Origin of the sequence: Sodalis-like secondary symbiont of Drepanosiphum platanoidis (genome assembly GCF_964059955.1) — a bacterium.
GTDB lineage: Bacteria > Pseudomonadota > Gammaproteobacteria > Enterobacterales > Enterobacteriaceae.
The window spans coordinates 15,458-42,098 of sequence record NZ_OZ060924.1; the positions used below are offsets into that span (position 1 = coordinate 15,458).

At 18.1% G+C, this 26,641-nt stretch carries 20 protein-coding genes, 6 tRNA genes and 2 rRNA genes; 16 read left to right on the forward strand and 12 right to left on the reverse strand.

Going from position 1 to position 26,641, the window contains the following annotated elements; translation table 11 throughout:
• Positions 1–5: 5 nt before the first annotated feature.
• Positions 6–1,346: an acetyl-CoA carboxylase biotin carboxylase subunit gene (gene accC, locus AB4W47_RS00070; protein ID WP_367670619.1), complete on the forward strand. Its 1,341-nt coding sequence runs from the start codon at positions 6–8 to the stop codon at positions 1,344–1,346.
• 38 nt (positions 1,347–1,384) lie between these two features.
• On the opposite strand, the gene bioD is transcribed toward accC, so the two are convergent.
• Positions 1,385–2,056 carry a dethiobiotin synthase gene (gene bioD / locus AB4W47_RS00075; protein WP_367670620.1) on the reverse strand — a complete coding sequence of 224 codons (672 nt, stop codon included), beginning with the start codon at positions 2,054–2,056 and terminating at the stop codon, positions 1,385–1,387.
• A gap of 160 nt (positions 2,057–2,216) precedes the next feature.
• Positions 2,217–3,254: a biotin synthase BioB gene (gene bioB / locus AB4W47_RS00080; protein WP_367670621.1), complete on the reverse strand. Its 1,038-nt coding sequence runs from the start codon at positions 3,252–3,254 to the stop codon at positions 2,217–2,219.
• A 97-nt stretch (positions 3,255–3,351) separates the two neighbouring features.
• Here bioB and bioA point away from each other — a divergent pair, with 97 nt between their 5' ends.
• Complete coding sequence (bioA, locus tag AB4W47_RS00085; RefSeq protein ID WP_367670622.1) at positions 3,352–4,641, forward strand: adenosylmethionine--8-amino-7-oxononanoate transaminase; 1,290 nt, start codon at positions 3,352–3,354, stop codon at positions 4,639–4,641.
• A 14-nt stretch (positions 4,642–4,655) separates the two neighbouring features.
• Here the strand turns inward: bioA and AB4W47_RS00090 are convergent.
• A tRNA-Val gene (locus AB4W47_RS00090) sits at positions 4,656–4,729 on the reverse strand.
• A gap of 180 nt (positions 4,730–4,909) precedes the next feature.
• On the opposite strand from AB4W47_RS00090, the gene yigL reads away from it, so the two are divergent.
• The 4 genes from yigL (at position 4,910) to grpE (ending at position 8,622) form a co-directional block, all read left to right on the forward strand.
• Positions 4,910–5,710 carry a sugar/pyridoxal phosphate phosphatase YigL gene (gene yigL / locus AB4W47_RS00095; RefSeq protein WP_367670623.1) on the forward strand — a complete coding sequence of 267 codons (801 nt, stop codon included), beginning with the start codon at positions 4,910–4,912 and terminating at the stop codon, positions 5,708–5,710.
• Positions 5,711–5,928: 218 nt separating this feature from the next.
• Positions 5,929–6,600 carry a ribulose-phosphate 3-epimerase gene (rpe, locus tag AB4W47_RS00100; RefSeq protein WP_367670624.1) on the forward strand — a complete coding sequence of 224 codons (672 nt, stop codon included), beginning with the start codon at positions 5,929–5,931 and terminating at the stop codon, positions 6,598–6,600.
• Between the two features lie 85 nt (positions 6,601–6,685).
• Entirely contained in the window at positions 6,686–7,684 is a 999-nt protein-coding gene (gene trpS / locus AB4W47_RS00105; protein WP_367670625.1) for a tryptophan--tRNA ligase, read from the forward strand.
• A 242-nt stretch (positions 7,685–7,926) separates the two neighbouring features.
• The gene (grpE, locus tag AB4W47_RS00110) at positions 7,927–8,622 is read left to right on the forward strand and encodes a nucleotide exchange factor GrpE (protein WP_367670626.1); all 696 of its coding nucleotides are present in this window, start codon (positions 7,927–7,929) and stop codon (positions 8,620–8,622) included.
• Positions 8,623–8,908: 286 nt separating this feature from the next.
• Here the strand turns inward: grpE and AB4W47_RS00115 are convergent, their stop codons facing one another.
• Positions 8,909–9,682: an inositol monophosphatase family protein gene (locus tag AB4W47_RS00115; RefSeq protein ID WP_367670627.1), complete on the reverse strand. Its 774-nt coding sequence runs from the start codon at positions 9,680–9,682 to the stop codon at positions 8,909–8,911.
• A gap of 478 nt (positions 9,683–10,160) precedes the next feature.
• Between AB4W47_RS00115 and AB4W47_RS00120 the strand changes: the two genes are divergently transcribed.
• From AB4W47_RS00120 to AB4W47_RS00150, 7 genes are all read left to right on the forward strand, one after another.
• Positions 10,161–11,721, forward strand: a 16S ribosomal RNA gene (locus tag AB4W47_RS00120).
• 74 nt (positions 11,722–11,795) lie between these two features.
• Positions 11,796–11,869 (forward strand) — tRNA-Ile (locus tag AB4W47_RS00125).
• 47 nt (positions 11,870–11,916) lie between these two features.
• Positions 11,917–11,989, forward strand: a tRNA-Ala gene (locus AB4W47_RS00130).
• Positions 11,990–12,065: 76 nt separating this feature from the next.
• Positions 12,066–12,181, forward strand: a 5S ribosomal RNA gene (gene rrf / locus AB4W47_RS00135).
• A gap of 60 nt (positions 12,182–12,241) precedes the next feature.
• Positions 12,242–12,315: transfer RNA gene (locus AB4W47_RS00140), tRNA-Asp, on the forward strand.
• A 28-nt stretch (positions 12,316–12,343) separates the two neighbouring features.
• A tRNA-Trp gene (locus tag AB4W47_RS00145) sits at positions 12,344–12,417 on the forward strand.
• A 29-nt stretch (positions 12,418–12,446) separates the two neighbouring features.
• Positions 12,447–12,519: transfer RNA gene (locus tag AB4W47_RS00150), tRNA-Phe, on the forward strand.
• Positions 12,520–12,604: 85 nt separating this feature from the next.
• Here the strand turns inward: AB4W47_RS00150 and AB4W47_RS00155 are convergent.
• Together AB4W47_RS00155 and gpmA are read right to left on the reverse strand one after the other, a co-directional pair.
• Positions 12,605–13,732, reverse strand: a complete 1,128-nt coding sequence (locus tag AB4W47_RS00155; protein ID WP_367670628.1) for a porin — start codon at positions 13,730–13,732, stop codon at positions 12,605–12,607.
• Between the two features lie 411 nt (positions 13,733–14,143).
• Positions 14,144–14,836, reverse strand: a complete 693-nt coding sequence (gpmA, locus tag AB4W47_RS00160; RefSeq protein ID WP_367670629.1) for a 2,3-diphosphoglycerate-dependent phosphoglycerate mutase — start codon at positions 14,834–14,836, stop codon at positions 14,144–14,146.
• A 561-nt stretch (positions 14,837–15,397) separates the two neighbouring features.
• On the opposite strand from gpmA, the gene ssb reads away from it, so the two are divergent.
• A complete protein-coding gene (gene ssb, locus AB4W47_RS00165) occupies positions 15,398–15,922 on the forward strand; it encodes a single-stranded DNA-binding protein (RefSeq protein WP_367670630.1) in 525 nt (174 codons plus the stop codon).
• A 111-nt stretch (positions 15,923–16,033) separates the two neighbouring features.
• Here ssb and fmt read toward each other — a convergent pair whose 3' ends face one another.
• Together fmt and def are read right to left on the reverse strand one after the other, a co-directional pair.
• Positions 16,034–16,984 (reverse strand): methionyl-tRNA formyltransferase, encoded by a 951-nt coding sequence (fmt, locus tag AB4W47_RS00170; protein WP_367670631.1) that lies wholly within the window; start codon positions 16,982–16,984, stop codon positions 16,034–16,036.
• A 46-nt stretch (positions 16,985–17,030) separates the two neighbouring features.
• On the reverse strand, positions 17,031–17,471 hold the full coding sequence (gene def / locus AB4W47_RS00175) for a peptide deformylase (protein WP_367670632.1): 441 nt from the start codon (positions 17,469–17,471) through the stop codon (positions 17,031–17,033).
• 2,511 nt (positions 17,472–19,982) lie between these two features.
• On the opposite strand from def, the gene aspS reads away from it, so the two are divergent.
• Together aspS and ruvC are read left to right on the forward strand one after the other, a co-directional pair.
• Entirely contained in the window at positions 19,983–21,701 is a 1,719-nt protein-coding gene (gene aspS, locus AB4W47_RS00180) for an aspartate--tRNA ligase (protein ID WP_367670633.1), read from the forward strand.
• Between the two features lie 154 nt (positions 21,702–21,855).
• Complete coding sequence (ruvC, locus tag AB4W47_RS00185; protein ID WP_367670634.1) at positions 21,856–22,323, forward strand: crossover junction endodeoxyribonuclease RuvC; 468 nt, start codon at positions 21,856–21,858, stop codon at positions 22,321–22,323.
• Positions 22,324–23,049: 726 nt separating this feature from the next.
• On the opposite strand, the gene AB4W47_RS00190 is transcribed toward ruvC, so the two are convergent.
• The 4 genes from AB4W47_RS00190 to AB4W47_RS00205 all read right to left on the reverse strand — a co-directional run bounded on the left by AB4W47_RS00190 (position 23,050) and on the right by AB4W47_RS00205 (position 26,531).
• On the reverse strand, positions 23,050–23,283 hold the full coding sequence (locus AB4W47_RS00190; protein ID WP_367670635.1) for an oxidative damage protection protein: 234 nt from the start codon (positions 23,281–23,283) through the stop codon (positions 23,050–23,052).
• 211 nt (positions 23,284–23,494) lie between these two features.
• Positions 23,495–24,631: a radical SAM family heme chaperone HemW gene (gene hemW / locus AB4W47_RS00195; RefSeq protein WP_367670636.1), complete on the reverse strand. Its 1,137-nt coding sequence runs from the start codon at positions 24,629–24,631 to the stop codon at positions 23,495–23,497.
• A 57-nt stretch (positions 24,632–24,688) separates the two neighbouring features.
• Complete coding sequence (locus AB4W47_RS00200; RefSeq protein WP_367670637.1) at positions 24,689–25,252, reverse strand: YggT family protein; 564 nt, start codon at positions 25,250–25,252, stop codon at positions 24,689–24,691.
• A gap of 277 nt (positions 25,253–25,529) precedes the next feature.
• The gene (locus tag AB4W47_RS00205) at positions 25,530–26,531 is read right to left on the reverse strand and encodes a beta-propeller fold lactonase family protein (protein WP_367670638.1); all 1,002 of its coding nucleotides are present in this window, start codon (positions 26,529–26,531) and stop codon (positions 25,530–25,532) included.
• Positions 26,532–26,641 lie beyond the last annotated feature (110 nt).

The following is a 26,641-nucleotide window of genomic DNA, read 5'->3' on the forward strand; positions in this document are numbered from 1 at the left end:
ATAATATGTTAAAGAAAATTCTTATTGCAAATAGAGGTGAAATTGCTTTACGAATTTTACGTGCATGTAAAGAATTAAATATTAAAACTGTTGCAGTACATTCTACTATTGATCGTGATTTAAAACATGTTCTTCTTGCTGATGAAACAGTTTGTATTGGACCTCCTGTATCAATTAAAAGTTATTTAAATATACCATCTATTATTTCAGCAGCAGAAATTACTAGATCTTCTGCAATTCATCCTGGATATGGATTTTTATCTGAAAATGCTGATTTTGCAGAACAAGTAGAAAAATCTGGATTTATATTTATTGGACCAAATTCTGAAACTATTCGTTTAATGGGTAATAAAATTTCTGCAATAAATACTATGATAAAATTAGGAATACCTTGTATACCTAGTTCTAAAGATATAACAAATAAAAATATATTTCAAAATCATATTATTGCTAAAAAAATTGGATATCCAGTTATTATTAAATCATCTAATAGTGGAGGTGGAAAAGGAATAAGAATTGTATATAATCCACAAAATTTAGAATCTTCTATTATGATTACTAAATTAGAAACAAAATCTTCTTTTAGTAAAAATACTTTATATATAGAAAAATATTTAAATAATTCTAGACATATAGAAATTCAAATATTATCAGATGGACAAGGAAATGTTATTTGTTTAGGAGAACGTGATTGTTCTATTCAAAGAAAATATCAAAAGATTCTTGAAGAAGCACCAGCACCTGGATTTAATAAAAAAATACGTAAATATATTGAAAATAAATGTATAGAAGCTTGTTTAGCAATTAATTATCGTGGAGTTGGAACATTTGAATTTCTTTATGAAAACGAAAAATTTTTTTTTATTGAAATGAATACAAGAATTCAAGTTGAACATACAGTTAGTGAAATGATTACTGGAATTGATATAGTTAAAACTCAATTAAAAATTGCAAATTTTAAATTATTAAATATAAATCCTAAAAAACTTAAAATTTTAGGACATGCAATTGAATGTAGAATTAATGCTGAAGATTCTAAAAATTTTTTTCCTAGTTCTGGTAAAATTACTAGATTTCATGCTCCAGGAGGATTTGGTGTTAGATGGGAATCACATATTTATTCAGGATATTCAGTTCCTATTAATTATGATTCAATGATAGGTAAATTAATTTGTTTTGGAGAAACTCGTAAAATAGCAATTGCTCGTATGAAAAATGCTTTAACAGAATTAATTATAGATGGAATAAAAACAAACATAAATTTACAATTAAATATTATAAATGATATAAATTTTAAAAAAGGAAATATTAATATTAATTATCTTGAAAATTTTATTAAAAAATAAATTTATATTAAAATATAAAAATTATAAGTATTTTATTTTTAAAAATCAAATTTAATATACTTAGATGTATCTGTTTTTTCTAATTTTTTAATCCATGGAAATTCTCCTAATAAAGGAATTTTTAACATTTTATTTAATGAAATTATATATTCTTTAGATCTATGAGTAATTGGATATAAATGATTAGCTATCCATCCAGTTATATTTATATTAGAATTTTTTATTGATTCTATTGTCAATAATGCATGATTTAAACATCCTAATTTTAATCCAACTACTAAAATAACAGAAATTTTTTCATAAATAACCCAATCACTAAAAAAATAATTATTAGATAATGGAGTAAACCATCCACCAGCTCCTTCAATAAATATATAATCTCCTAAAGATTCTAATTTTTTTAAATTTTTTGATATTTTTTTTATATTAATTTTTATTTTTTCATCCATACTAGCAATATGTGGAGATGTAGAATTTATCAATGAATAAATATTTATTTGATTATATTTTAAATTTACATTACTACTAAAAAGTAGTTTTATAACATCATCATTTCTTGATCCTAAATTAGTAACATAAGATCCTGAAGCAATTGGTTTATAACCAATTGTTTTATATCCTTTTTTAACAAAATACTTTATTAAAGCACAAGAAATAATTGTTTTCCCAACATTAGTATCAGTTCCAGTAATAAAATATTTTTTTATCATAAATATTAACCTTTTATTAAAAAAATAAAAATTTATATTTCATATAATATATTATATTTTATATATAAAATATAATTTATTTAAAATATATTTTTTAAAAAAATATAATATATATTATATGTATAATTATTTTAATTAAAATTAAATATTTTTTAAAAAATTATATATATGCATCATAATATTTTTCATTATCATTTAAAATATTATCATTTTTTGTAAATTTAGTTTTTTTTTCTTTTAAAGAAAGAATATTTTTTTCAGTATTTATTCCAAGTTTTTCAAAAAGTTTAATATCTTTTTCAATATCTGGATTAGTAGTAGTAAGTAATTTACATCCATAAAATACTGAATTAGCTCCTGCCATAAAACATAATGCTTGCATTTCTTCATTCATATTTTCTCGTCCAGCTGAAAGTCTTATATAAGAAGAATTCATCATAATACGAGTAACTGCTATTATTTTAATAAAATCAAATGAATCTACTACAATATTTGTATTTGATAATGGAGTTCCTGGAACCTTAACTAATATATTTATTGGTATACTTTCAGGAGGTTTTTCCATATTAGCTAATTGTATTAATAAATTTATACGATCATTAAAACTTTCACCTAATCCTATTATTCCACCTGAACATACTTTAATTCCTGAATTTCTTACATTTTTTATTGTATCAAGTCTATCTTGATAAGTTCTTGTACTAATTATAGAAGAATAATATTCTGGTGATGTATCTAAATTATGATTATAATAATCTAATCCAGCTTCAGATAATTGATTAGCCTGTGTACTATCTAACATACCTAATGTCATACAAGTTTCTAATCCAAGAGATTTTACTTTTTTAATCATTTCTTTTAAAATAGGTATATCTTTATTTTTTGGATTTTTCCATGCAGCTCCCATACAAAATCTAGTAGATCCAGATTTTTTTGCTATACGAGCTTTTTTTAAAACTGTTTCAATATCAATTAATTTTTCAGTTTTTAAATTAGTTTTATGACGAGAACTTTGAGGACAATATTTACAATCTTCTGGACAAGATCCTGTTTTTATAGATAGTAAAGTACTAATTTGTACTTTATTTGGAGTAAAATTTTTTCTATGAATTTTTTGTGCTTTAAATAAAAGATCAAAAAATGGTTTTTTAAATAAATTAGAAGTTTGACTAAATGTCCAAGTTTTTATAGTTGACATAAAAATATATTCCTAAAATTATATTAAATTAATTACATTATTTTTTACTTTATAAGTATACTATTAATTAAAATATACATACAATAGGTATTTATTAATGCATTTAAATGATATTCTCTTTGATCGTAAACATATATGGCATCCATATAGTTCTATAACTAATCCTTTAAAAAATTATCCTATAATTTCAGCTAATGGATTTAAACTTACCCTTAATAATGGAAGAAAAATAATAGATGGTATGTCTTCTTGGTGGGCAGCTATTCATGGATATAATCATCCTGTTTTAAATAATGCATTAATTAAACAAATTAAATTAATGTCTCATGTTATGTTTGGAGGAATTACACATTATCCTGCAATAAAATTATGTAAAAATATTATTAAATTAGTTCCTAAAAAATTAGAATGTATTTTTTTAGCAGATTCTGGTTCAGTTGCAATAGAAGTAGCTATTAAAATGGTTTTACAATATTGGCAATTACATAAAAATCCTCGTAAAAAATTTTTATCTTTTTATAAAGGATATCATGGAGATACATTTGGAGCTATGTCAATTTGTGATCCTTATAATTCTATGCATAAATTTTATCATAATTTTCTTCCAAAAAATTATTTTATAAATTCTTTAACTCGAGGTTTTCATGAAAAATGGAAAAATGGAGATGATAAAGATATTATTTTTATGATAGAAAAATATAATAAAAAAATAGCAGCTGTAATTATTGAACCAATTGTTCAAAGTGCTGGTGGAATGATATTTTATCATGCTTCTTATTTAAAAACATTAAGAGAATTATGTAATTATTATAATATAATACTTATTTTTGATGAAATTGCTACTGGATTTGGACGTACTGGAAAATTGTTTGCATGTAATCATGCTAATATATCTCCAGATATTATGTGTATTGGAAAAGCTTTAACTGGAGGAATGGTTACTCTTTCTGCAACATTAAGTTCTCGTCATATTGCAGAAACAATTAGTAATGGTCCTACTAAATGTTTTATGCATGGACCAACATTTATGGGAAATCCTTTAGCTTGTTCTGCAGCTAATGCAAGTTTATTTCTTTTAAAAAAAGAAAATTGGAATTTAAAAGTTTCATTTATAAATAAAATATTATTTTCTGGATTAATAAGTTTAAATAAACATAAAAGAGTAAAAAATGTAAGAGTATTAGGAGCTATTGGAGTAGTAGAAACTTTTAATTTTATAAATATAGAAAAAATACAAAAATGGTTTGTTAATTATGGAGTTTGGATAAGACCTTTTAGAAAATTAATATATTTAATGCCACCTTATATAATTAATAAAAAATCATTATTTATTTTAATAAATGCAATTTCTGAATCATTAGATTATCCAGAACATTTTTTAAATTAATTTTATATGTTTAATGCGTTCTAATGGATTTGAACCATTGACCTCCACCACGTCAAGGTGGCACTCTAACCATCTGAGCTAAGAACGCATTTTATTTTTTAAATAAATTTATTATAACATTTTTTTTTAAAAAAAAAAATATTTTTTATTTTTTTTAAATTTTTTATGAAAAATATATAAATATAATATATAATTTAAATTTTTAAATAATTAATAAAATTTTATTAATTAAATTTATATTAAAATATTATTAAAGGATTTATTATAAATGTTTAGTATTGTTGCTTCAGATTTAGATGGTACTCTTCTTTCACCTAATCATAGAATAACTTCATATACAAAAAAAACTCTTAGATTATTAACTATGAAAGGAATTCATTTTATTTTTGCTACTGGAAGACATCATATAGATGTAGAAAAAATAAAAAGAAAAATAAATATTAATTCTTATATGATAACTTCTAATGGAGCAAAAATTCATGATAATTATGGAAATTTAATTTATAGTCATGATATTAATGAAGAAATTTCTTTTTATTTATTAAAAATAGTTTATAAAAATAAATCAATTTTTACAAATATTTTTAGAAAAAATGAATGGTTTGTTAATCGTCATTATAATAATCAGGAAAATTTTTTTTGTGAATCTTCTTTTAATTATAAAATTTTTTCTTATAAAAATTTTCCTATAAATGGAATTTATAAGATTTATTATACTAGTTCAAATTATAATAATTTAATTAAATTAGAAAATATTTTAAATAAAAAATTTGGTAAAAAAATTAATGTAAGTTTTTCTTCATCTACATGTTTAGAAGTTATGGCAGGTGGAGTTTCTAAAGGTAATTCTTTAAAATATGTTTCTAATATTTTAGGATTTACTTTAAAAGATTGTATTTCATTTGGAGATGGAATGAATGATAAAGAAATGTTAAAAATGTCTGGAAAAGGATGCATTATGTATAATGCTGAAAAAAAATTAAAAAATATATTACCAAAACTTGAAGTAATAGGAAGTAACAAAGATGATGCAGTGTCATTATATTTAAATAAAATGTTTTTTAAATAATTTTTTTATTTTAATTTTAAAATTTTTATAATAAAATATTTTAATAATTAATAATTTTTTAATAAATCTTAAATTTAAATTTTATTTAAATATGTTTATATAATATAATATAAATATATAAATTTAATTAAATTTAATTAAATAAATAAATATTAAAAAAATATAATAAATATATATAAAATTATTATTTATATATTTATTTTAAATATAGAGTTTTTATGAAAAAACATTTAATTTCTCCATCAATTATATCTGCTAATTTTTCTTGTTTAGGTAAAGATATATCTAAAGTAATATCTTCTGGTGCAGATATGATACATTTTGATGTTATGGATAATCATTATGTTCCTAATATTACAATGGGACCTTTTATTTTAGAATCTATACGTTCTTATGGAATAAATGTTCCAATTGATGTTCATTTAATGACTAATCCTGTAGATAATTTAATTGAAAAATTTATTTTTGCTGGAGCAAATTATATTATTTTTCATCCAGAATCAACTTTACATTTAGATAAATCATTAAATTTAATTAAAAATTTTAAATGTAAATCTGGATTAGCATTTAATCCATCTACATCTTTAAATTATTTAGAATATGTTATAGAAAAAATTGATATAATTTTAATTATGGGTGTTAATCCAGGATTTAGTGGTCAAAGTTTTATTCCAAATACTATTAATAAAATAAAAAATGTTCGTAAAATTATTGATAATATAAAACCAAATATTTTATTAGCAGTAGATGGAGGAATTAATATAAATAATATTTCTTCTATTTCAAAAGCAGGAGCAAATATTTTTATATCTGGATCAGAAATTTTTGGATCTAATAATTATTTAAAAATAATTTCTTCTATGAAGAAGAAAATATCTTGTAATTTTTAATTAAAAAATTAAATATTTATTTAAAAAATATTTTATTTTAATATAAAATATAAATTTTAATATTATTTTTAAGATTGAGAAAAAAATGAATGAACCAATAGTATTTAGTAGTATGCAACCATCAGGAAATTTAACTATTGGAAATTATATAGGTACTTTATTAAATTGGATTAAATTACAAAAAAAAAATTTTTGTATATATAGTATTGCTGATTTACATGCAATAACTATTTATAAAAATATTAAAAATATTTATAAAAAAAATTTAGATACATTAGCAACATATTTAGCATGTGGTATTGATCCATATAAAAATATAATTTTTCTTCAATCTAGTATTCATCAACATAATCAACTTAATTGGATACTTAATTGTCATTCTTATTTTGGTGAATTAAATAGAATGACTCAATTTAAGGATAAATTAAAAACTTATTCTTTAAAAAAAGTTAATATTGGATTATTTAATTATCCTATATTAATGGCATCAGATATTTTAATTTTTAATGCAAATAAAGTTCCTATAGGAGAAGATCAAAAACAACATTTAGAATTAACTCGTAATCTTGCAAGAAGATTTAATATTTTATATGGAGATATATTTAATATACCAAAATCTATTATTCCAAAAATTGGATCTCGTATAATGTCTTTATCTGATCCAAGAAAAAAAATGTCTAAATCTGATTCTAATAAAAATAATATAATATTTTTATTAGATAAAAAAAAAGATTTTATAAGAAAAATTAAAAAATCTATTACTGATTCTGATATATCAAAATCTATTAAATATGATTTAATAAATAAACCTGGAATATCTAATTTAATAATACTATTAGCTTCTATAAGAAATACATCTATTTCTTTAATAGAAAAAGAATTTTATGGAAAATCTTATAAAAATTTTAAAGATTGTATAATATATTATTTATCTAGATTTTTAATTTCTTTTCAAGAAAAATATTATTTATTTAGATCTGATGAAAATTTTTTAAAAAAAATACTTATTTCTGGATCAGAAAAAGCTTCTTTAAAAGCAGATATAATGATAAAAAAAATATTTAATAAAATTAATTTTTTTTAAAAAAAATATTATATTTATATATAATATTTTAATAATTTTTAATTAATATTAATATAAAATATATTAATATTAATTAAATTATATAAAATTTAAATAATAAATATTTATTAAAACAAATATTTTAATATAATAAATAATTAATAATTTATTTTTAAAAAATAATAATAAATTATTTTTAATATTTATTAAATATAATAATATAATTTATTAATAAAAATTAAAAAATTTTAAGAGAAAAATATATGATAAATGATAAAAATAAAGAATTTATAGATAAAGAAAATGAAGAATCTATAAATGATAAAAATAAAGAATTTATAGATAAAGAAAATGAAGAATCTATAAATGATAAAAATAAAGAATTTATAGATAAAGAAAATGAAGAATCTATAAATGATAAAAATAAAGAATTTATAGATAAAGAAAATGAAGAATCTATAAATGATAAAAATAAAGAATTTATAGATAAAGAAAATGAAGAATCTATATTAAAAATGCAATTAAATATTATTCAAAAAAAATATCATGATAATATATTAAGGATGCATGCTGAAATAGATAATATTAACAATAGAAATAAAAAAGAAATAGAAAAAATAAAAAAATTTTCATTAGAAAAAATAATTTCAGAATTATTATTAGTTATTGATAATTTAGAAAGAGCACTAGAAACAACAAAAAAATCATGTTTTAATTGTAAGATTACTATTCAAGGAATAGATTTAACATTAAAATCTATGATTAATTCTGTTAATAAATTTGGATTAAAAGTTATTGATAAAATTAATATTCCATTTGATCCTAATATTCATCAAGCAATAACAATAACACATAATAAATTATTTAAAAAAAATTATATTATAAATATAATACAAAAAGGATATATGCTTAATGGAAGATTAATTAGACCTGCTATGGTTATAGTATCAAAAAATTAAATGTTTTATTATATAAAAAATAAAATTTATTATCATATTTAATAATAAATTATTTTAATAATTAAAAATTTAATAAACATTTAATATAATTATTTAATTTTATATATTTTTTAAATAAAATAAAAAATTATTAATATATTTAATTTTAATTAAATAATTTTTTAATTAAAATATTTTTAAAAATTATATAAAATTTTTAAAAATGTTTATTAATAATTTAATTTTTATATTTTTATATTTTTATATTTTATATAATAAATAAATTTTTTTATTAAATTATATTATTTTATTTATATAAATTTAATATATTTTTTATAAATTTAGAATGTCCAGCAATAATATTTTTAGATAAAGAATAATCTATATTACCATTTAAATCTGTTATTAAACCTCCAGATTCACGAATAATTAATTCTCCAGCAATTAATTTATAATTAGATCTAGTACCAATATTTAATATTCCATCTATACGTCCAGAAGCAAGATATGCACAATTTAATGAATCAGATCCAGTATATCTTATACTTTTATAAAAATTAAAAATTTTATTAAAAAAAGTAAAATTATTTTTATATTTTTTTAATGAATATTTTATAGAAATAATTGAATTATTATGTTTTTTTGGGGAATTTATTCGTAATCTATATTGATTTATTTGAGCTCCTTTTCCACGAATAGCACTAAAAATTTCATTTCTTAATGGATCATATATTAATGAAATTTCAGTTTTATTTTTTATACGTAAAGCTATAGTAATACAAAAAAATGGAAAACTTGTATTAAAATTATTTAAACCATCTATAGAATTAATTATCCATTGATTTTCGTTTATATTTTCTTTTTTAAAATTATTTAATATTTTATTATTAATTATATGATTAGGATAATATTTTTTTATTGTTTTACTAATAATATATTTAGCTTGAGTTTTTATTTCTAATATAAAATCGTTATTTTTTTTTTTTTGATAAATTGAATTATTATATAATTCATAATATTTCATTATAAAATTTCCTGCTTTTCTTGCAGAAATTATAGATATGTTTAACATAGGATTCATATATATAATTTTCCTAATAAAATTGTTTATGTTTAAAAATATTTATATTTTATATTTTATAAATATTTTTATATTTAAATAAAATTTTTATTAATTTTTTAATAAATGTTAAAATATTAAAACATATTTATTATAAATAAATTTTATATATAATAAATCAAAAATTTATATATATAAAATATTTTTTATTTTTTTATAAAATTTTAATAAAATATATTTTAATTATATTAATAATATTTAATTTTATTTTTTAATAAAAAAAGAATATTAATTTAATTTTTTTTATATAAAAAAAATTAATAAGCTTGACTATGTATAAAATTCAAGTATAATTTCTTTATTATAAAAAAATATATAAAGTTCTTTAAAAATTTATCAGATAATTTGTGTGGGCATACATAAACTAAAATCAATTTATTTTATACACTAAAATATTTTATTTTTTAAAAATATTTTAGAAAATTATTAAATAAACTTTAAATTGAAGAGTTTGATCATGGCTCAGATTGAACGCTAGCGGCAGGCCTAACACATGCAAGTCGAGCGGCATCGTAAAAAAAGGCTTAGCTTTTTTTTGACGGCGAGCGGCAAACGGGTGAGTAATATCTGGGGATCTGCCTAATGGAGGGGGACAACTATTGGAAACGATAGCTAATACCGCGTAAAGTCGAAAGACCAAAGTGGGGGATTTCCTTAAAAAGAAACCTCATGCCATTAGATGAACCCAGACGGGATTAGTTAGTAGGTTTGGTAAAAGCACACCTAGACTTCGATCCCTAGCTGGTCTGAGAGGATAACCAGCCACACTGGAACTGAGACACGGTCCAGACTCCTACGGGAGGCAGCAGTGGGGAATATTGCACAATGGGGGAAACCCTGATGCAGCTATGCCGCGTGTGTGAAGAATGCCTTAGGGTTGTAAAGCACTTTCAGTAGAGAAGAAATTAAAAATGCAAATAACATTTTTAACTGACGTTATCTACAAAAGAAGCACCGGCTAACTCCGTGCCAGCAGCCGCGGTAATACGGAGGGTGCAAGCGTTAATCGGAATTACTGGGCGTAAAGCGTACGCAGGTGGTTAATTAAGTCAGATGTGAAATCCCTGGGCTTAACCTAGGAACTGCATTTGAAACTAATTATCTAGAGTTTTGTAGAGGGGGGTAGAATTCCAGGTGTAGCGGTGAAATGCGTAGAGATCTGGAGGAATACCAGTGGCGAAGGCGACCCCCTGGACAAAAACTGACACTCATGTACGAAAGCATGGGGAGCAAACAGGATTAGATACCCTGGTAGTCCATGCCGTAAACAATGTCGATTTGAAGGTTGTAGCCATGAGCTATAGCTTTCGTAGCTAACGCGTTAAATCGACCGCCTGGGGAGTACGGCCGCAAGGTTAAAACTCAAATGAATTGACGGGGGCCCGCACAAGCGGTGGAGCATGTGGTTTAATTCGATGCAACGCGAAAAACCTTACCTATTCTTGACATCCAAAGAATAAAACAGAAATGTTTTAGTGCCTTAGGGAACTTTGAGACAGGTGCTGCATGGCTGTCGTCAGCTCGTGTTGTGAAATGTTGGGTTAAGTCCCGCAACGAGCGCAACCCCTATCCTTTGTTGCCATCGAGTAAAGTCGGGAACTCAAAGGAGACTGCCGGTGATAAACCGGAGGAAGGTGGGGATGACGTCAAGTCATCATGGCCCTTACGAATAGGGCTACACACGTGCTACAATGGCGTATACAAAGAGGAGCAATCTTGCAAAAGTTAGCAAATCTCATAAAGTACGTCGTAGTCCGGATTGGAGTCTGCAACTCGACTCCATGAAGTCGGAATCGCTAGTAATCGTAGATCAGAATGCTACGGTGAATACGTTCCCGGGCCTTGTACACACCGCCCGTCACACCATGGGAGTGGGTTGCAAAAGAAGCAAGTAGCTTAACCTTTTTTTTAGGAAGGCGCTTACCACTTTGTGATTCATGACTGGGGTGAAGTCGTAACAAGGTAACCGTAGGGGAACCTGCGGTTGGATCACCTCCTTACTATTGTAGTTAATTGAATTTAGTATTATGATATGCCCACACAAATTATCTGATATAAATAATTATATTTTAATAGGCTTGTAGCTCAGTTGGTTAGAGCACACCCCTGATAAGGGTGAGGTCGGTGGTTCGAGTCCACTCATGCCTAAGAAAAATATATAAATATTTTTTACCTCTTAAAAAAATAAAAAAGAGGGGGCTATAGCTCAGAAGGGAGAGCGCCTGCTTTGCACGCAGGAGGCCAGCGGTTCGATCCCGCTTAGCTCCAAAATTTATTTATAAATATAAATAAATTTAAAAATTTAAAAAAAATATAATATAAGTTTATTAAAAATAAATTTTTGCTTGACAGAAATAGCGCGATGGTACCACCTGATACCATTCCGAACTCAGAAGTGAAACGTCGTAGTGCCGATGGTAGTTTGGGGTTTCCCCATGCGAGAGTAGGGAACTGTCAAGCATAAAAATTTTTTTAATAAACTTATTTATTTTTAAATTATAAAAATATAAAAAAATATTAGGTGCGGTAGTTCAGTTGGTTAGAATATCGGCCTGTCACGCCGGAGGTCGCGGGTTCGAGTCCCGTCCGCACCGAAAATAAATAAATTTATTAAAAATATTTAGGGGTATAATTCAATATGGTAGAATACCGGTCTCCAAAACCGATTGTTGAGAGTTCAAGTCTCTCTACCCCTGTATATGTAATTTTAAAAAATTATTTTTAAGCCCGAATAGCTCAGTTGGTAGAGCAGTGGATTGAAGATCCCCGTGTCCTTGGTTCGATTCCAAGTTCGGGCATTTTTTTAAAACTTTTAAAAAAAATATGCAGAATAATACTTTATTCTGCATATTTTTTTATATTAAAATTTTTATTTAAAAATTTTTAAAATACATAACTCATACCTAATGCTACTATATTATCTGTTGAAATTGATGAAGCTCGTAAAAAATAATTATCTTTTAAAAGATTTATTTGATAATTTATAAAAGTTGTTATATTTTTATTAAAAACATAACTTGTACCTATTTCAAGATGTTCTTTTAATTTTTGTCTTTCTCCAGAGCTTTTATCTTTCCATTGACTATGTACATAACCTATAGATGGACGTAAACCTGATTCAAATTCATATTGTGCAAGAAATTCTATATTTTTTGCTTTATTAATTAATCCATATAGATTATTTAAAGAAACTGGATTATTATCATTTTTTCCAAATGGAGTAATGTTTCTAGTTTCTCCATATAAAATAGCAAAATAAGTATTATCTATTTCATATTTTATTCCAAGAGAATATGCTTCACTATCTTTAGTATGTTTTTCTTCAATTTGTAAAAATTGTTGGTTATTATTTGCATTAACACTTGTATAGGCTGCACCTGCATATATTCCATTTTTAAAGTCATAAATCATAGAAAATCCATATCCTTCCCCTCCAAATTCTCTAATAACTTTTTTATTTGGATTTTTATATAAATTATTATTTTTTCCTTGATATTGTATTGCTACATTTAAGTTATCTACTAAACCAAAAAAATTATCATTTCTATATGTTGCTATATTTGCTGATCTACTAGAAAAAAAATTATCAATACAAGAAACATGTCTTCCAAATTCTTGTGATTGAGATGTCCATGATCCTATATCATGCATTATTCCAAAATTTTTACCAAAATCAAATTTTGCATGTTCTCCTATATTTACACCTGCATAACCTAAAACTGTTTTATGATCTTGAGTAATTCTATTTTGAGAAGAATGAAGCATTGCTTTATATTCCCAAACACCAAAAGCATTTAATTTATCATTAAGTGGGGTTTCTGCATAAATTCCATAACTAATATTAGATTGATCTCCACTTAAATCTTTATCATGAGATAAATAATGTAATCCTGTTAATTGTCCAAATAAATCTATTTTACTATTATCTTTATTATAAATTTCAGTAGCATTAACGTTACTAGTAGCCATAGCTAAAACTGATAAAAATATAGTAAGATACCGAAGTTTCATATATTAATATCCTCTTTTTTTATTTAAAATATTTTAGTATTAATTATTTATATAATAAATGATTTAAATAAAATAAATAATAAATATAATTTTTATTATTTTATTTTAATTTTTTTTAAAATTAATTTTAATATATTTTTTTATAAAAATAAAAAAATATATTTTATTATTAAATAAATTTTATAAATATATTATATTAAAATTTATTAAAAATAAATATTAATATTATTAATATATTGTTTATTATTTATTATTTATATAATAATTTAAAATAATTTAAAAAAATAAATAAAATAAATAATTTTATATATTATTAATAATTTTAAATTATTAATTTATATAAAATTTACATTAAATTATTTTAATAAGTATTAAATGAATAATTATAAATTATATTTTTATATAAAACTTTTATAAAAAATATCTTTTTATAGGTTCAAATGATTTATTAAATTCATAAATCATAGGAGAACCTGTTGGTATATTTATGTGAAAAAGATCTTTTTCTTTAATATTTTCTACTAATTTTATTATAGCACGAATAGAATTTCCATGAGCAGATATAATAATATGTTTATTTATTTTTAATTTAGGAAATATTTCTTTATTCCAATATTTATATACTCTTTTAACAGTATATTCTAAACTTTCAGAAACAGGTAAAAGTTTTTTTTTTATATTAATATAAGGTAAGTTATTTCCTGGAAAACGATTATCATTTTTATTTATTTTAGGAGGAATATCAAAAAAACCTCTTCTCCATTTTTCTACTTGACAATTTCCATATTTTTTTGATACTTCTTTTTTATTTAATCCTTGAAGAGCACCATAATGTCTTTCATTTAAACGCCAAGATTTTTTTATTGGTATATATAATTGATTTAATTCATTTAAAATTATATGTAAAGTATTTATTGAACGTTTTAATATAGAAGTATAAGCTAAATCAAAAGAAAAACCTAATTTTTTTAATAAAATTCCAGCTTTTTTTGCTTCTATTAAACCTTTTTTAGAAAGATCGATATCTGTCCATCCTGTAAATTTATTTTCTAAATTCCATTGACTTTCTCCATGACGTATTATTACTAATTTAGTAGTTTTCATTTCATGTTCCTTTTAATATTTATTAAAATACTAAATAAATAAAATTTTATATTTTTATATTAAAAAAATTAATTATAAATATTTAATTATTTTTTTTAAATTAAATATTAATTAAAAATTAAATAATTTTTTTTTAAATAAATAGTTTTTTATATATATAAAATAAAAATAATTAATATAAATAAATATTTTTAAATTTTATTATAAAATAATTGTTATTAAATTAAAGATATTATAAAATAAAATTTAAATAAAATTATATATAAAATTTTTATTTTATATATAATATATAAATATATATAATATTTTTTATATATAAAGTTTATATTATAAAACATTATATATAATAAATAAAATAAGTTTAATTAATTTTTTTAATTAAAATTAATAAATTATAATTTTTTAAAAAATTATAATTTATTATAATTTATAAGAATTTAATTATAATTAATTTTATATAAAAATTAATTATATTAAAAAATCTTTATAATAATATATTTAAAATATTTAATATATTAAATATAATTTATTTTTTAAAAATATAAAAATTTAGGAAAATTTATGGCTAATAAGGGAATCAATAAAGTAATATTAATAGGAAATTTAGGACAAGATCCAGAAATCAGATATATACCTAATGGTAGTACTGTAGCAAACTTTTCTATAGCAACATCAGAATCCTGGAAAAATAAAAATACAGGAGAAAATCAAGAAAAAACTGAATGGCATAGAATAGTTATTTTTGGAAAATTAGCAGAAATAGCGGGAGAATATCTTAAAAAAGGATCTCAAGTTTATATAGAAGGTTCATTACAAACAAGAAAATGGCAAGATCAAAATGGAAATGATAGATATATTACAGAAATATTAGTTAATGCTAATGGAACTATGTATATGCTTAATAGTAGAAACAATTTTGAAAAAAAAGATATTTCACAAAAATTTTTTTCAAAAAATAAATTAGAAAATAATAATTTAAAAAAAGAAAAATTTATTCCTAATAAAGAAAAATTATTTGATGATAATTTAAAAAATAAAAAAGAAAATCATTTACCTATAGATTTTGATGATGATATTCCATTTTAATTTATTTAAATTAAAAAAATTAATAATTTAAATTATTTATTAAAAAATAATTTAAATTATAATTTAAAAAAAATTTATAAAAATAATATCTTTATTATTAAATTTTTAAAATTAATTCTTTAATATTATTCCTGGAAAAAAATATTTTTTTCTAGAATTTAAAAAATCTCTACAAAACATAATTTTTTTATTTTCTGGTTGTAAAATTATAGGAGATATAATTCCAGAACCAGTAGAAATTTGTATAGATTTTTTATCTACATATAATATTTTTCCAGGTATATCTTTATGTTTTTTTTTTATAATTTTTAATTTAAATATTTTAATAATTTCTTTTTCATTACTAATGAAATAACTTACAGGCCATGGATTAAAAGATCGTATATAACGATCAATTATTTTTGCAGATAAATTCCAATTTATTTTAGCTTCTTTTTTATTTATTTTATTTGCATAACTTATATTTTTTATATCTTGAGGAACAGAAGAATAATTTCCATTATAAATTTTATTTAAAGTTTTTATTAAAAAATTAGAACCTAATTTTTTTAATTTTTTTAAAAGAGTATAACTTGTATCATTATATTTTATATTACATTCAATTTGATTAATTATATTTCCAGAATCTAATTCTGAATTCATTTGTATAATAGTTATACCAGTTTTTTTATCTCCATAAAGTAAAGATCTTTGAATAGGAGCTGCTCCTCTCCATTTAGGTAATAATGATGCATGTACATTTATACAACCTAATGGAGGTAAATTTAAAATATTTTTTGGAAAAATTAATCCATAAGAAACTACTACTATAATATCTGGTTTAAAAAATTTTATAATATCTTGAGTACTTTTTAATAATAAAGATTTTGGTCTAAAAATTGGTATATTATTTTTAATAGCTAATTCATTAATTTGATTTTTAAATAAATAATTTTTTTTTTTAAAAAAAATTTCATTTTTTGTAAAAATTCCAATAATTTTATGATTTGAATTAATTAATGCTTTTAAATGACTTTCAGCAAATTTTCTAGTACCAGCAAAAAATATACGTAATTTTTTCAAAATTTTTCCTTTTAAAAATATTTTTTTTATTAATTTTTAATAAAAATTAATAATCAATAAATAAAATTCCCATTAAATGATCTATTTCATGTTGAATACATATAGATAATAATCCATTTGTTTTTATTTTAAAAGATTGTCCTAAAAAATTTATTGCTTTTACAGTAATATATTTTGATCTATATATAAATATTTCTTTACCAGGAAATGATAAACATCCTTCTATGATGCCAATATTTCCAGTTTTTTTAATTATTTTAGGATTAATTAAAACTAAATTTTTTTTATTATTTTTTGAAATATTTATAATAATTATTTGTTTATGAATATTTATTTGAGGAGCAGCAAGTCCTATACCATTATTAGCATGCATTGTATGAATCATATTATTAATAATTTTTTTTATATTATTATCAATTTTTTTTACTAAAGAAGATTTATTACGTAATCTTTTATCTGGATAATGTAATATATTTAATATTGACATAAATACCTTAAAATAATAAATTTATATTAATTACTTAAATTTTTAAAAAATGTTTAATTTATTTTATTAAATAAAAATTTATTTAAATATTTTAATATATTTAATTTTTATAAAAATTTTGTAAATTTTTTAATTATTTTTTTATATTTATAATAAGAATTATTTTTTTTATTAATTTAATTTATTAATAATTTTATTTTTTAATATATTTTTTATCTTTTTCCAAAAATATATTAATAATCTTTATAAATATATAGCTCTTAATGTAGTTATTTCTTTTGTAAAAAATTTTTTTCAAAAAATTTAAAAAATATCTGTTTGAAATTTAATAAAAAAATTATTTTTTATAATATTAATATCAATATATAATAATTTTATTTTTATCTTTTAATCTAATTATATTAATTTAATTAAATTTTTTATTTAAAATTCAATAAATTCTAAAGTTATTCTTATAATAATATATTTGTTTGTTTTTCTAGTAATACTTAAAATTATTTTACTAATATTTAAATTTCAATATTGAGTCTATAAACTAGTAAATACTGGTAAAATATACACACTATTAGTATTTTTTATTTTTTTTGTAAAATATTCTAAATATTTAATATTTTTAATAAATTTTATTTTATATTTTAACCATTAAATATTTAATTTAACTATAAATATAGATACTTATAATGCATAATATATTTGTTTATTATGACTAATAAATAATAATAATTAATAATCTATTATAAGATTTTATAAAAATTTTTTTAGTATTAATAAGTAAAAAACAATTAGTTCTATATATATTTTTTTAATTATTTTAGAAATACATAAATAACAAAATAATTATACTTATTTATAAATTATTATATAAAAAATAAAAATTTTAATATTTTTTAAAAAAATTTATTTTTATATAAAAATATAAAAATAATTTTATTATATGTAAAATATAATATAAAATATTTATAATTTTTAAAATTTAATCATATTAAATTAATTTATAAATATTAAAAAATCATTGTTCTAATAGTATTAGTATACTATCTAAAATAATATTTTTTATTATTTATATTTCATATGATCTAATTATCAAAAGTCCCAAAATAGTAATTTATTTTTTTGCCTCTTATAATACTCTATTTATATTATATAAAATTTATTTAATTTTTTGTTATGGAAAAATATAGATTTATTATTAATCTAATATTGTTATATATATAATTTTACATAAAATTTTTTTAATTTCTTTGCAAAATTTAAATATTATTTTATATTTCCAAACTATAACATTATATATGAGTTTTTTAATTTTTTTATTATAAACTATAGTAGTTTTTATTTGATTTATGATATTAATAATTATAATTTGATTAAACTTAATATTATTTTTTTAAAACTTTTATATAAGAATATATTTAATTATTTAATATTTCTAATGGATTAAATTTTACCAATATATTTTTAGATAAATTAATGTAATAGATGTTTGATATAAAATAATAATATTAGATTAATAATCAAATATTGTTGAACTAGAACTTATTATTTCTTTATATTAAAAAAAATATATTTTTTTATACATATTTTTTTTTAAAATTAAATAAAATAATTATAATTAATTATTTATTGATATTATATATATAATAAAATATTATTGTTTTATTTATATTTAATAAGTATATATGTTAAATTTTTATATTTTAAAATACTTATATATTTATATATAATTTAAATAATTAAAATAAATAAAAAAATATGATATATTATAATTTTTAGTAAAAATTATTTTATTCTAATAAAATTAATATATAAATAATTTTAAATAAAAATATTATAATATTTTTATTTAAAATTATTTTTTTATAAAAAAAATAATAATTAAATTATTTATAGTTTTTTATAAAATATTAAAAAATTTTTTAATTTTAAGTATAAAATTATAATATAAAATATATTTATATAATAATATAAAATATAATAAATATTTATAATATAAAATATAATAGTGTTTTATTTTTTTTAAAATTTTTAAATAATTATAAATAAATAATTATATATAAATTAATATAACATTAAAATATTTTTATTTTAAATAAATAAAAATATTTATATTAATATTATTTAATAATATTAATATTATATTAATTAATTTTTTATTTTATAAAAAATTTATATTAATAAATAATCTATTCTAAAAAACTAATAAATTTAAATTAATAAATTATTAAATTTATTTTATTTTAATAATTTATTAAATTAATTTTTCATAAAATTTCTTATAAAATTTTTTATTAAAATTTTTTATATTATTAAATAATAATTTATATATTTTTAAAAAATATTATTATTAAATATAAAAATCTTAAATTATAAAAATATCTTTATTTTTATATTTTAATTATAAAACATTTTATATAATAAAATTATATATTATATATTTTTATATAAATTAAATATTTTTTATAATTTAAGATTTTTATATTTAATTTATATTAATATTAATTATAAGGAATATAAATGAGAACTGTATATTGTAATGAATTAAAAAATAGTGATATTGGAAAAATAGTAACTTTATGTGGTTGGGTTGATTCTTATCGTAATTTAGGAAGAATAATATTTATTAATATAAGAGATATAACAGGTTTAATTCAAGCTAGTTGTTGTTCTAATAAAAAAAAATTATTTATTATAATAAAAAAATTACGTAATGAATTTTGTATACAATTAACTGGTAAAGTATGTATGCGTCCTAAAAATCAAATAAATTTAAAAAAAAAATCTGGTGATATTGAAATATCAATAGATTATATTAATATTTTAAATACTTCTGAAAGTCTTCCTATAAATTTAAAAAAAAATAATTCAGAAGATATGAGATTAAAATTTAGATATTTAGATCTTCGTCAAGTAAATAATTTAAAAATATTTAAAAAAAGATCAAAAATTACTAATTTAATAAGAAATTATTTAATTAATAAAAATTTTTTAGAAATTGAAACACCTATTTTAACTAAATCTACACCAGAAGGTGCAAGAGATTATATTGTTCCAAGTAGAATTCATAAAAATAAATTTTATGCTTTACCTCAATCACCACAAATGTTTAAACAATTATTAATGATTTCTGGATTTGATCGATATTATCAAGTTGCTAGATGTTTTAGAGATGAGGATCTTAGATCAAATCGTCAACCAGAATTTACTCAAATAGACATAGAAGCATCATTTATTACTAATAAAAATTTTTTTAAATTAATAGAAAATCTTATTAAAATTCTTTGGAAAAAAATATTAAATATAAATATAGGAAAATTTAAAAAAATAAATTATTATGATGCAATTCGTCGTTTTGGATCAGATAAACCAGATTTAAGAAATAAAATAGAAATTATAGATATAAAGGATTTGTTTAAAGAAAATAATATTAATATTTTTTATAAATTTTCTAAAATTAATAATAGTCGTATTAGTATATTAAAAATACCTAATGGAGTAAAAATTAATAATAAAAAAATTATAGAATATTATGAATTTTCTAAAAAATGTGGATCTAAAAATTTTTTTTGGATAAAAATTTATTCTATTAATAAAAAATCAGAAAAAATAGAAGGATCTTTATCTAAAATATTACCAATTAAAATACTTAAAAAAATTTTTATTAAAACAAATACAAATAATGGAGACCTTTTATTATTTAATGCTGATTATACTGAAATAGTAAATAATGTTTTAGGAAAATTAAGATGTTATATTGGATCTGAATTAAATTTATATGATAAATCTATTTGGTCACCTTTATGGATTGTTAATTTTCCAATGTTTAAAAAAAATAAAGATGGAACATTATCTTCTATGCATCATCCATTTACTTCTCCAAAAGAAAAATTTGAAAAAATAATAAATGTAAATCCATTAAAATGTATATCAAATGCTTTTGATCTTGTTATTAATGGTTACGAAATAGGTGGAGGATCTGTAAGAATTAATAATATTAATTTACAAAAAAATATTTTTAATATATTAAATATTAGTTTAAAAGATCAAGAAAAAAAATTTGGTTTTTTTTTAGAAGCATTAAAATATGGAACACCACCTCATTTAGGATTAGCTTTAGGTCTTGATAGAATAATTATGTTATTAACAAATACTAAAAATATTAGAGATGTTATTACATTTCCTAAAAGTACATCTGCAACAGATATTATGATGGGAGCTCCAAGTTTTATTGATTAATAAATAATTTATTTTATATAAAAATATAAAATTTTTTATTTATTAATAAATAAAATATTTATTAAATAAATATTTATTAAAAATTTTATAATTAATTATAAAATTTTAATAAATTATTATTAAAACTTAATTTATAATAAAAAAGATTAATTATATGAGTATTATTTTAGGTCTTGATCCTGGTTCATTAATTACTGGATATGGAATTATATCTTATGATATAAATTCTATTAATTATATAACAAGTGGATTAATAAAAATTAATAACAAAAATATTTTATTTCGTACAAATTTAATTTGTAATTATCTTGATAAAATTATTAATAAATTTAAACCAGATTATTGTGCTATTGAAAAAGTATTTATTTCAAATAAGAATATAAGTTCTGGATTAAAATTAAGTCAAGTAAAAGGAGCAATATTATTTTTAATAACAAAATATAATATTCCTGTATTTGAATATTCTACTTGTACCATAAAAAATGCTATAGTTGGTACTGGAAAAGCAACTAAAAAACAAATACAATATATGATAAAATTTTTATTAAAAATATCTTTTGATATTAAAGAAGATTCATCTGATGCTTTAGCAACTGCTATTACTTATTGCCATTATAATTAAAATTATTTATATAATTTTTTTTTAATTTTTATAAATTATTATTTATATATTTTAATTTATTATTTTAAAACTTTAAATTTTAAAATATTATATATATTTTATATATTATTTTTTATAAATATAATTTTTTATAAAATATTAATTAAATTAATGTTTTTTTTAAAAAAATTAAATATAAAAAATTAAAAAAATAAATAATAATAATTTAAGTTTTAGAAATTTTATATATAATTAATAAATATTAAATTTATTATAAAATATAAAAATTAAAATTTAATATTTTATTATTACTTAATAATTAATAAAAAATTTTATTTTTAATAAAATAATATAATTAATTATATAATAATTAATTATATTATTTAATAAATTTTATTTAAATATTTATAAAAATATTAATTATTAAATTAAATAAAATTTTTATTTTTAGTATAAAAATATTATATATAAATTAATTTTAAATTAATAATAATTAATAAAGATAAATTCTAATTTTTTAAAATTAAAAAAAAATAATAAAATTATTTTAATTAAAAAATATTATTATTTATATAATTAATATATAAATTTATTATTAAATAAATAATTTATTATATTTATTTTTATTTTTTAATTATATATATTATTATAATTTTTATATAAATATAATTATATTATAAAATATATAAAATTATATTTATTTTTTTAAATATTAAATTAAAAAATTTATTTAAAAAAAATAAAAAATTATTTTTTAAATAAAAATTTAATCATTTTTTTTTCTAAAAATTTTTGATGTTTTAAATTTATCATATCTAAATTATTTTCATTAATTAAAATAGTTTGTTTTTTTTTCCATAAGTTCCAAGCTTTTTTAGAAATATTTTTATAAATTTTATCTCCTAAATTTCCTGGATATAATTTAGAATCTTGAGATTCTTTGTATTTTTTAAAAAAAAAACAATAAATTATTTTATTCATTTTTAATCTCCAAATTATTATTAATAATAAATAATATATTGACAAATAATTTTAATTTAAAAATATTTATATTTAAATTTTTTTTAAAAATATAATAATTTTTTATTGATTTTTAATTAATTAAATTAAATTATTTATTAATTAATAAATCTATTAATTTTAATTAAATTAAAAAATAAAATATATTAAAAAATTAATATTTTTATAATTTTTATTTAATAAATATTTGTAATAAAGAATTAAGAAATAATTTACCTTTTTTTTTTAAAATAAAATATTTAGAAGTTTCTTTTATAAATTTCATATAAATTGCTTTATTTATCATTTTTCTAATATATTTTAAATTAAGTTGTGTATAATAAAAAAAATCACTTTTCAATACATATTCATTTAATCTAAATCTATTCATAAAATATTCTAAAGGAATGTCTTTTTTTAAAACAGTTTCACATTTATCTAAATATTTTCCTAACATATATTTTTTAGGATGACGAACTTTTAAAGTACGTAAAATAATTCCATTTTTTTTTGTTATTTTTCCATGTGCACCACAACCAATACCTATATAATCACCAAATTTCCAATAGTTTAAATTATGTTTACATTTAAAATTTTTATTTGCATAAGAAGAAATTTCATATTGTATATATCCAGATTTATTTAATAATTTATTTCCTATTTCATATATATTATATAAAATTGTATCATTTGGTAATATAGGAGGATTAGAATAAAATAAAGTTTTAGGTTCAATAGTTAATTGATACCAAGATATATGAGATGGTTTTAAACTAATAGCTTTTTTTATATCATTAATAGCTTGATTAACAGTTTGTTGAGGAAGTCCATACATTATATCAATATTAAAATTTTTTATTTTATTATTATTAATAATTTTAATAGTATCAATTATATTATTTTTTTTATGATCTCTTCCAATTAATTTTAATTTTTTATTTTCAAAACTTTGAACTCCTATTGAAATTCTATTAATTCCTGAATTTTTATATATAATTAATTTTTCTTTATTAAAATTATTTGGATTTATTTCAATAGTAATTTCTATATTATTTTTAAATGATATTAATTTATTTATTTTAAATAATAAATTTTTTATTAAATTTGGATTAAGTATACTTGGTGTTCCTCCTCCAATAAAAATGCTATTAATTTTTCTATTTTCAATTAATTGAATATCTTTTAATAAATCATTTAAAATATGTTTACAATATTCATCATATAAATCATTTTTTTTAATTTTATATGAATGAAAATCACAATAATTACATTTAGTTACACACCATGGAATATGTATATATAAACTTAAAGGAATTTTTTTTATATTCATATAAAATTTTCATAAATTTTATTTGTATATATTAAAAGATAAAAATTAATATATTAATTATACATTTATCCATATATTTGAAAATAATTTTTCTCCTAAATAATTTAATAATTGTAATATAGTAATAAAAATAAAAGAAGAACAATCAAATAATCCAATTTTTAAAAGAAATTTTTTAATTGGATAAATAAATGGATCAATTAATTGATATAATATAATATATATATTTTTGTGCATATAACTATTTATACTAAAAATTGAATATAATATACTAATCCAAAAAATTAATGTTCCAAAATTTTTTATAAAAACAATAAATCCAATAATAATAAACAAAAAAGGTTTATAAAAAATAATATCTATTTTTTTTTCTAAAATTAAAATTATAGGAAATTTTATTAAAGATATTAATAAAGCTATAAATAAAATAGATATATCAAAATTTCCAGATTTCCAATTATAAAATTTTTTAAATTTTATAAATTTTTTAATAATTTTTATTGTATATTGTATTAATGGATTATAAAAATTACATCTAACTTTTTGCATCCAAGAATATAATATTAATATTGAAATATAAAAATTAGTTAAAACTTTAAATAAAAAAATTATTATAAACATAAATAAATTTTAATAAAATTAAGAGATTAAAATATAAAACAAAATATAATAAATTTTATATATATAAATTTTATTATATATAATAATAAATATATAAAAATATATAATTTTTTAAATAAAAAAAATAAAAAAAATAATAATAAAATTATTTTTATTTTTTATTTAAATAAAATTAGAATAATTTATATAAAATAAATATATATTTTATTTTAATTTATAAAAATTAATTAATAAAAATATAATATAATTATATCTTATTTAAGATAAAATAAAAAACTTAAATTTTAATATTTATACAAGAAATCCATGATGGACATTCTCCTGTATAATATCTAGATATTTTTTTTAAAAAACCATTATATTTATTAATAGACATTACTTGAACATAATTTGATTTTTGTCCAATAATTAATAAAAAATTATTTGTTTTATCTATTAAAAAACTTCTTGGTTGATTTTCACATTTATAACTATAAATTTTTTTTAAAAAACTCCCATTTTTTGAAACATTAAAATGAATAATACTATTAGTATATCTTTCACTACAATAAATCCATTTATTATTAGAAGTTATATGAATATCTGATGCCCATTTTATATTATTATATTTTTTTTTAAAAATACTTATTGATTGTACAATTTTTGAAATTTTTTTAGAATTATATATTTTTATTACATCAATAGTTCCTTTTAATTCATTAATAACATAAGCATATTTTCCTGATAAATGAAAAATAATATGACGAGGACCTGAACCTATTGAACTATTTATTTGCATTGATGGAATTAAAGTAAAAATTTTTAATTTATTTAAATAAAAATGTTTAATGCAATCACTACCAAGACAAGACACCCATAATATTTTTTGTTTTAAATCTAAAGTAGAACAATGACATTTATTTAAATTATTAATTAATTGTATTTTATTCTCTATTAAACCTTTAGAATTTATTGGATGTATACTTAAATTATTTGAATGATATGAACTAGAAAATAAATATTTATTTTTTAAATCTAAACTAATATAAACTGAACATCCAGGTAATTTAGTTATTTTTATTTGTTTTAAAAATCCATTTTTTTTAATTAAATAATTTACTATAGAAAAATTAGGACGAATACCAACATATAAAATTTTTTTTTTTTCATTAATAGCTATAGGTTGACATATTCCAGGTGTAATAACATTTTGTAATAAATTTAATCTTCCATATTTATTTATATTCCAAACAGAAATATTTTTACTTTTTGAATTAGATATATAAATTAATTGATTCATTATTATTTTTAATAAAACATATATGTGATTTATTTAAAAAATTTCATTAATTTTTATTTAAAAAATTTTAACAATAAATTATTTAAAATAAAATTTATATATAAATATTA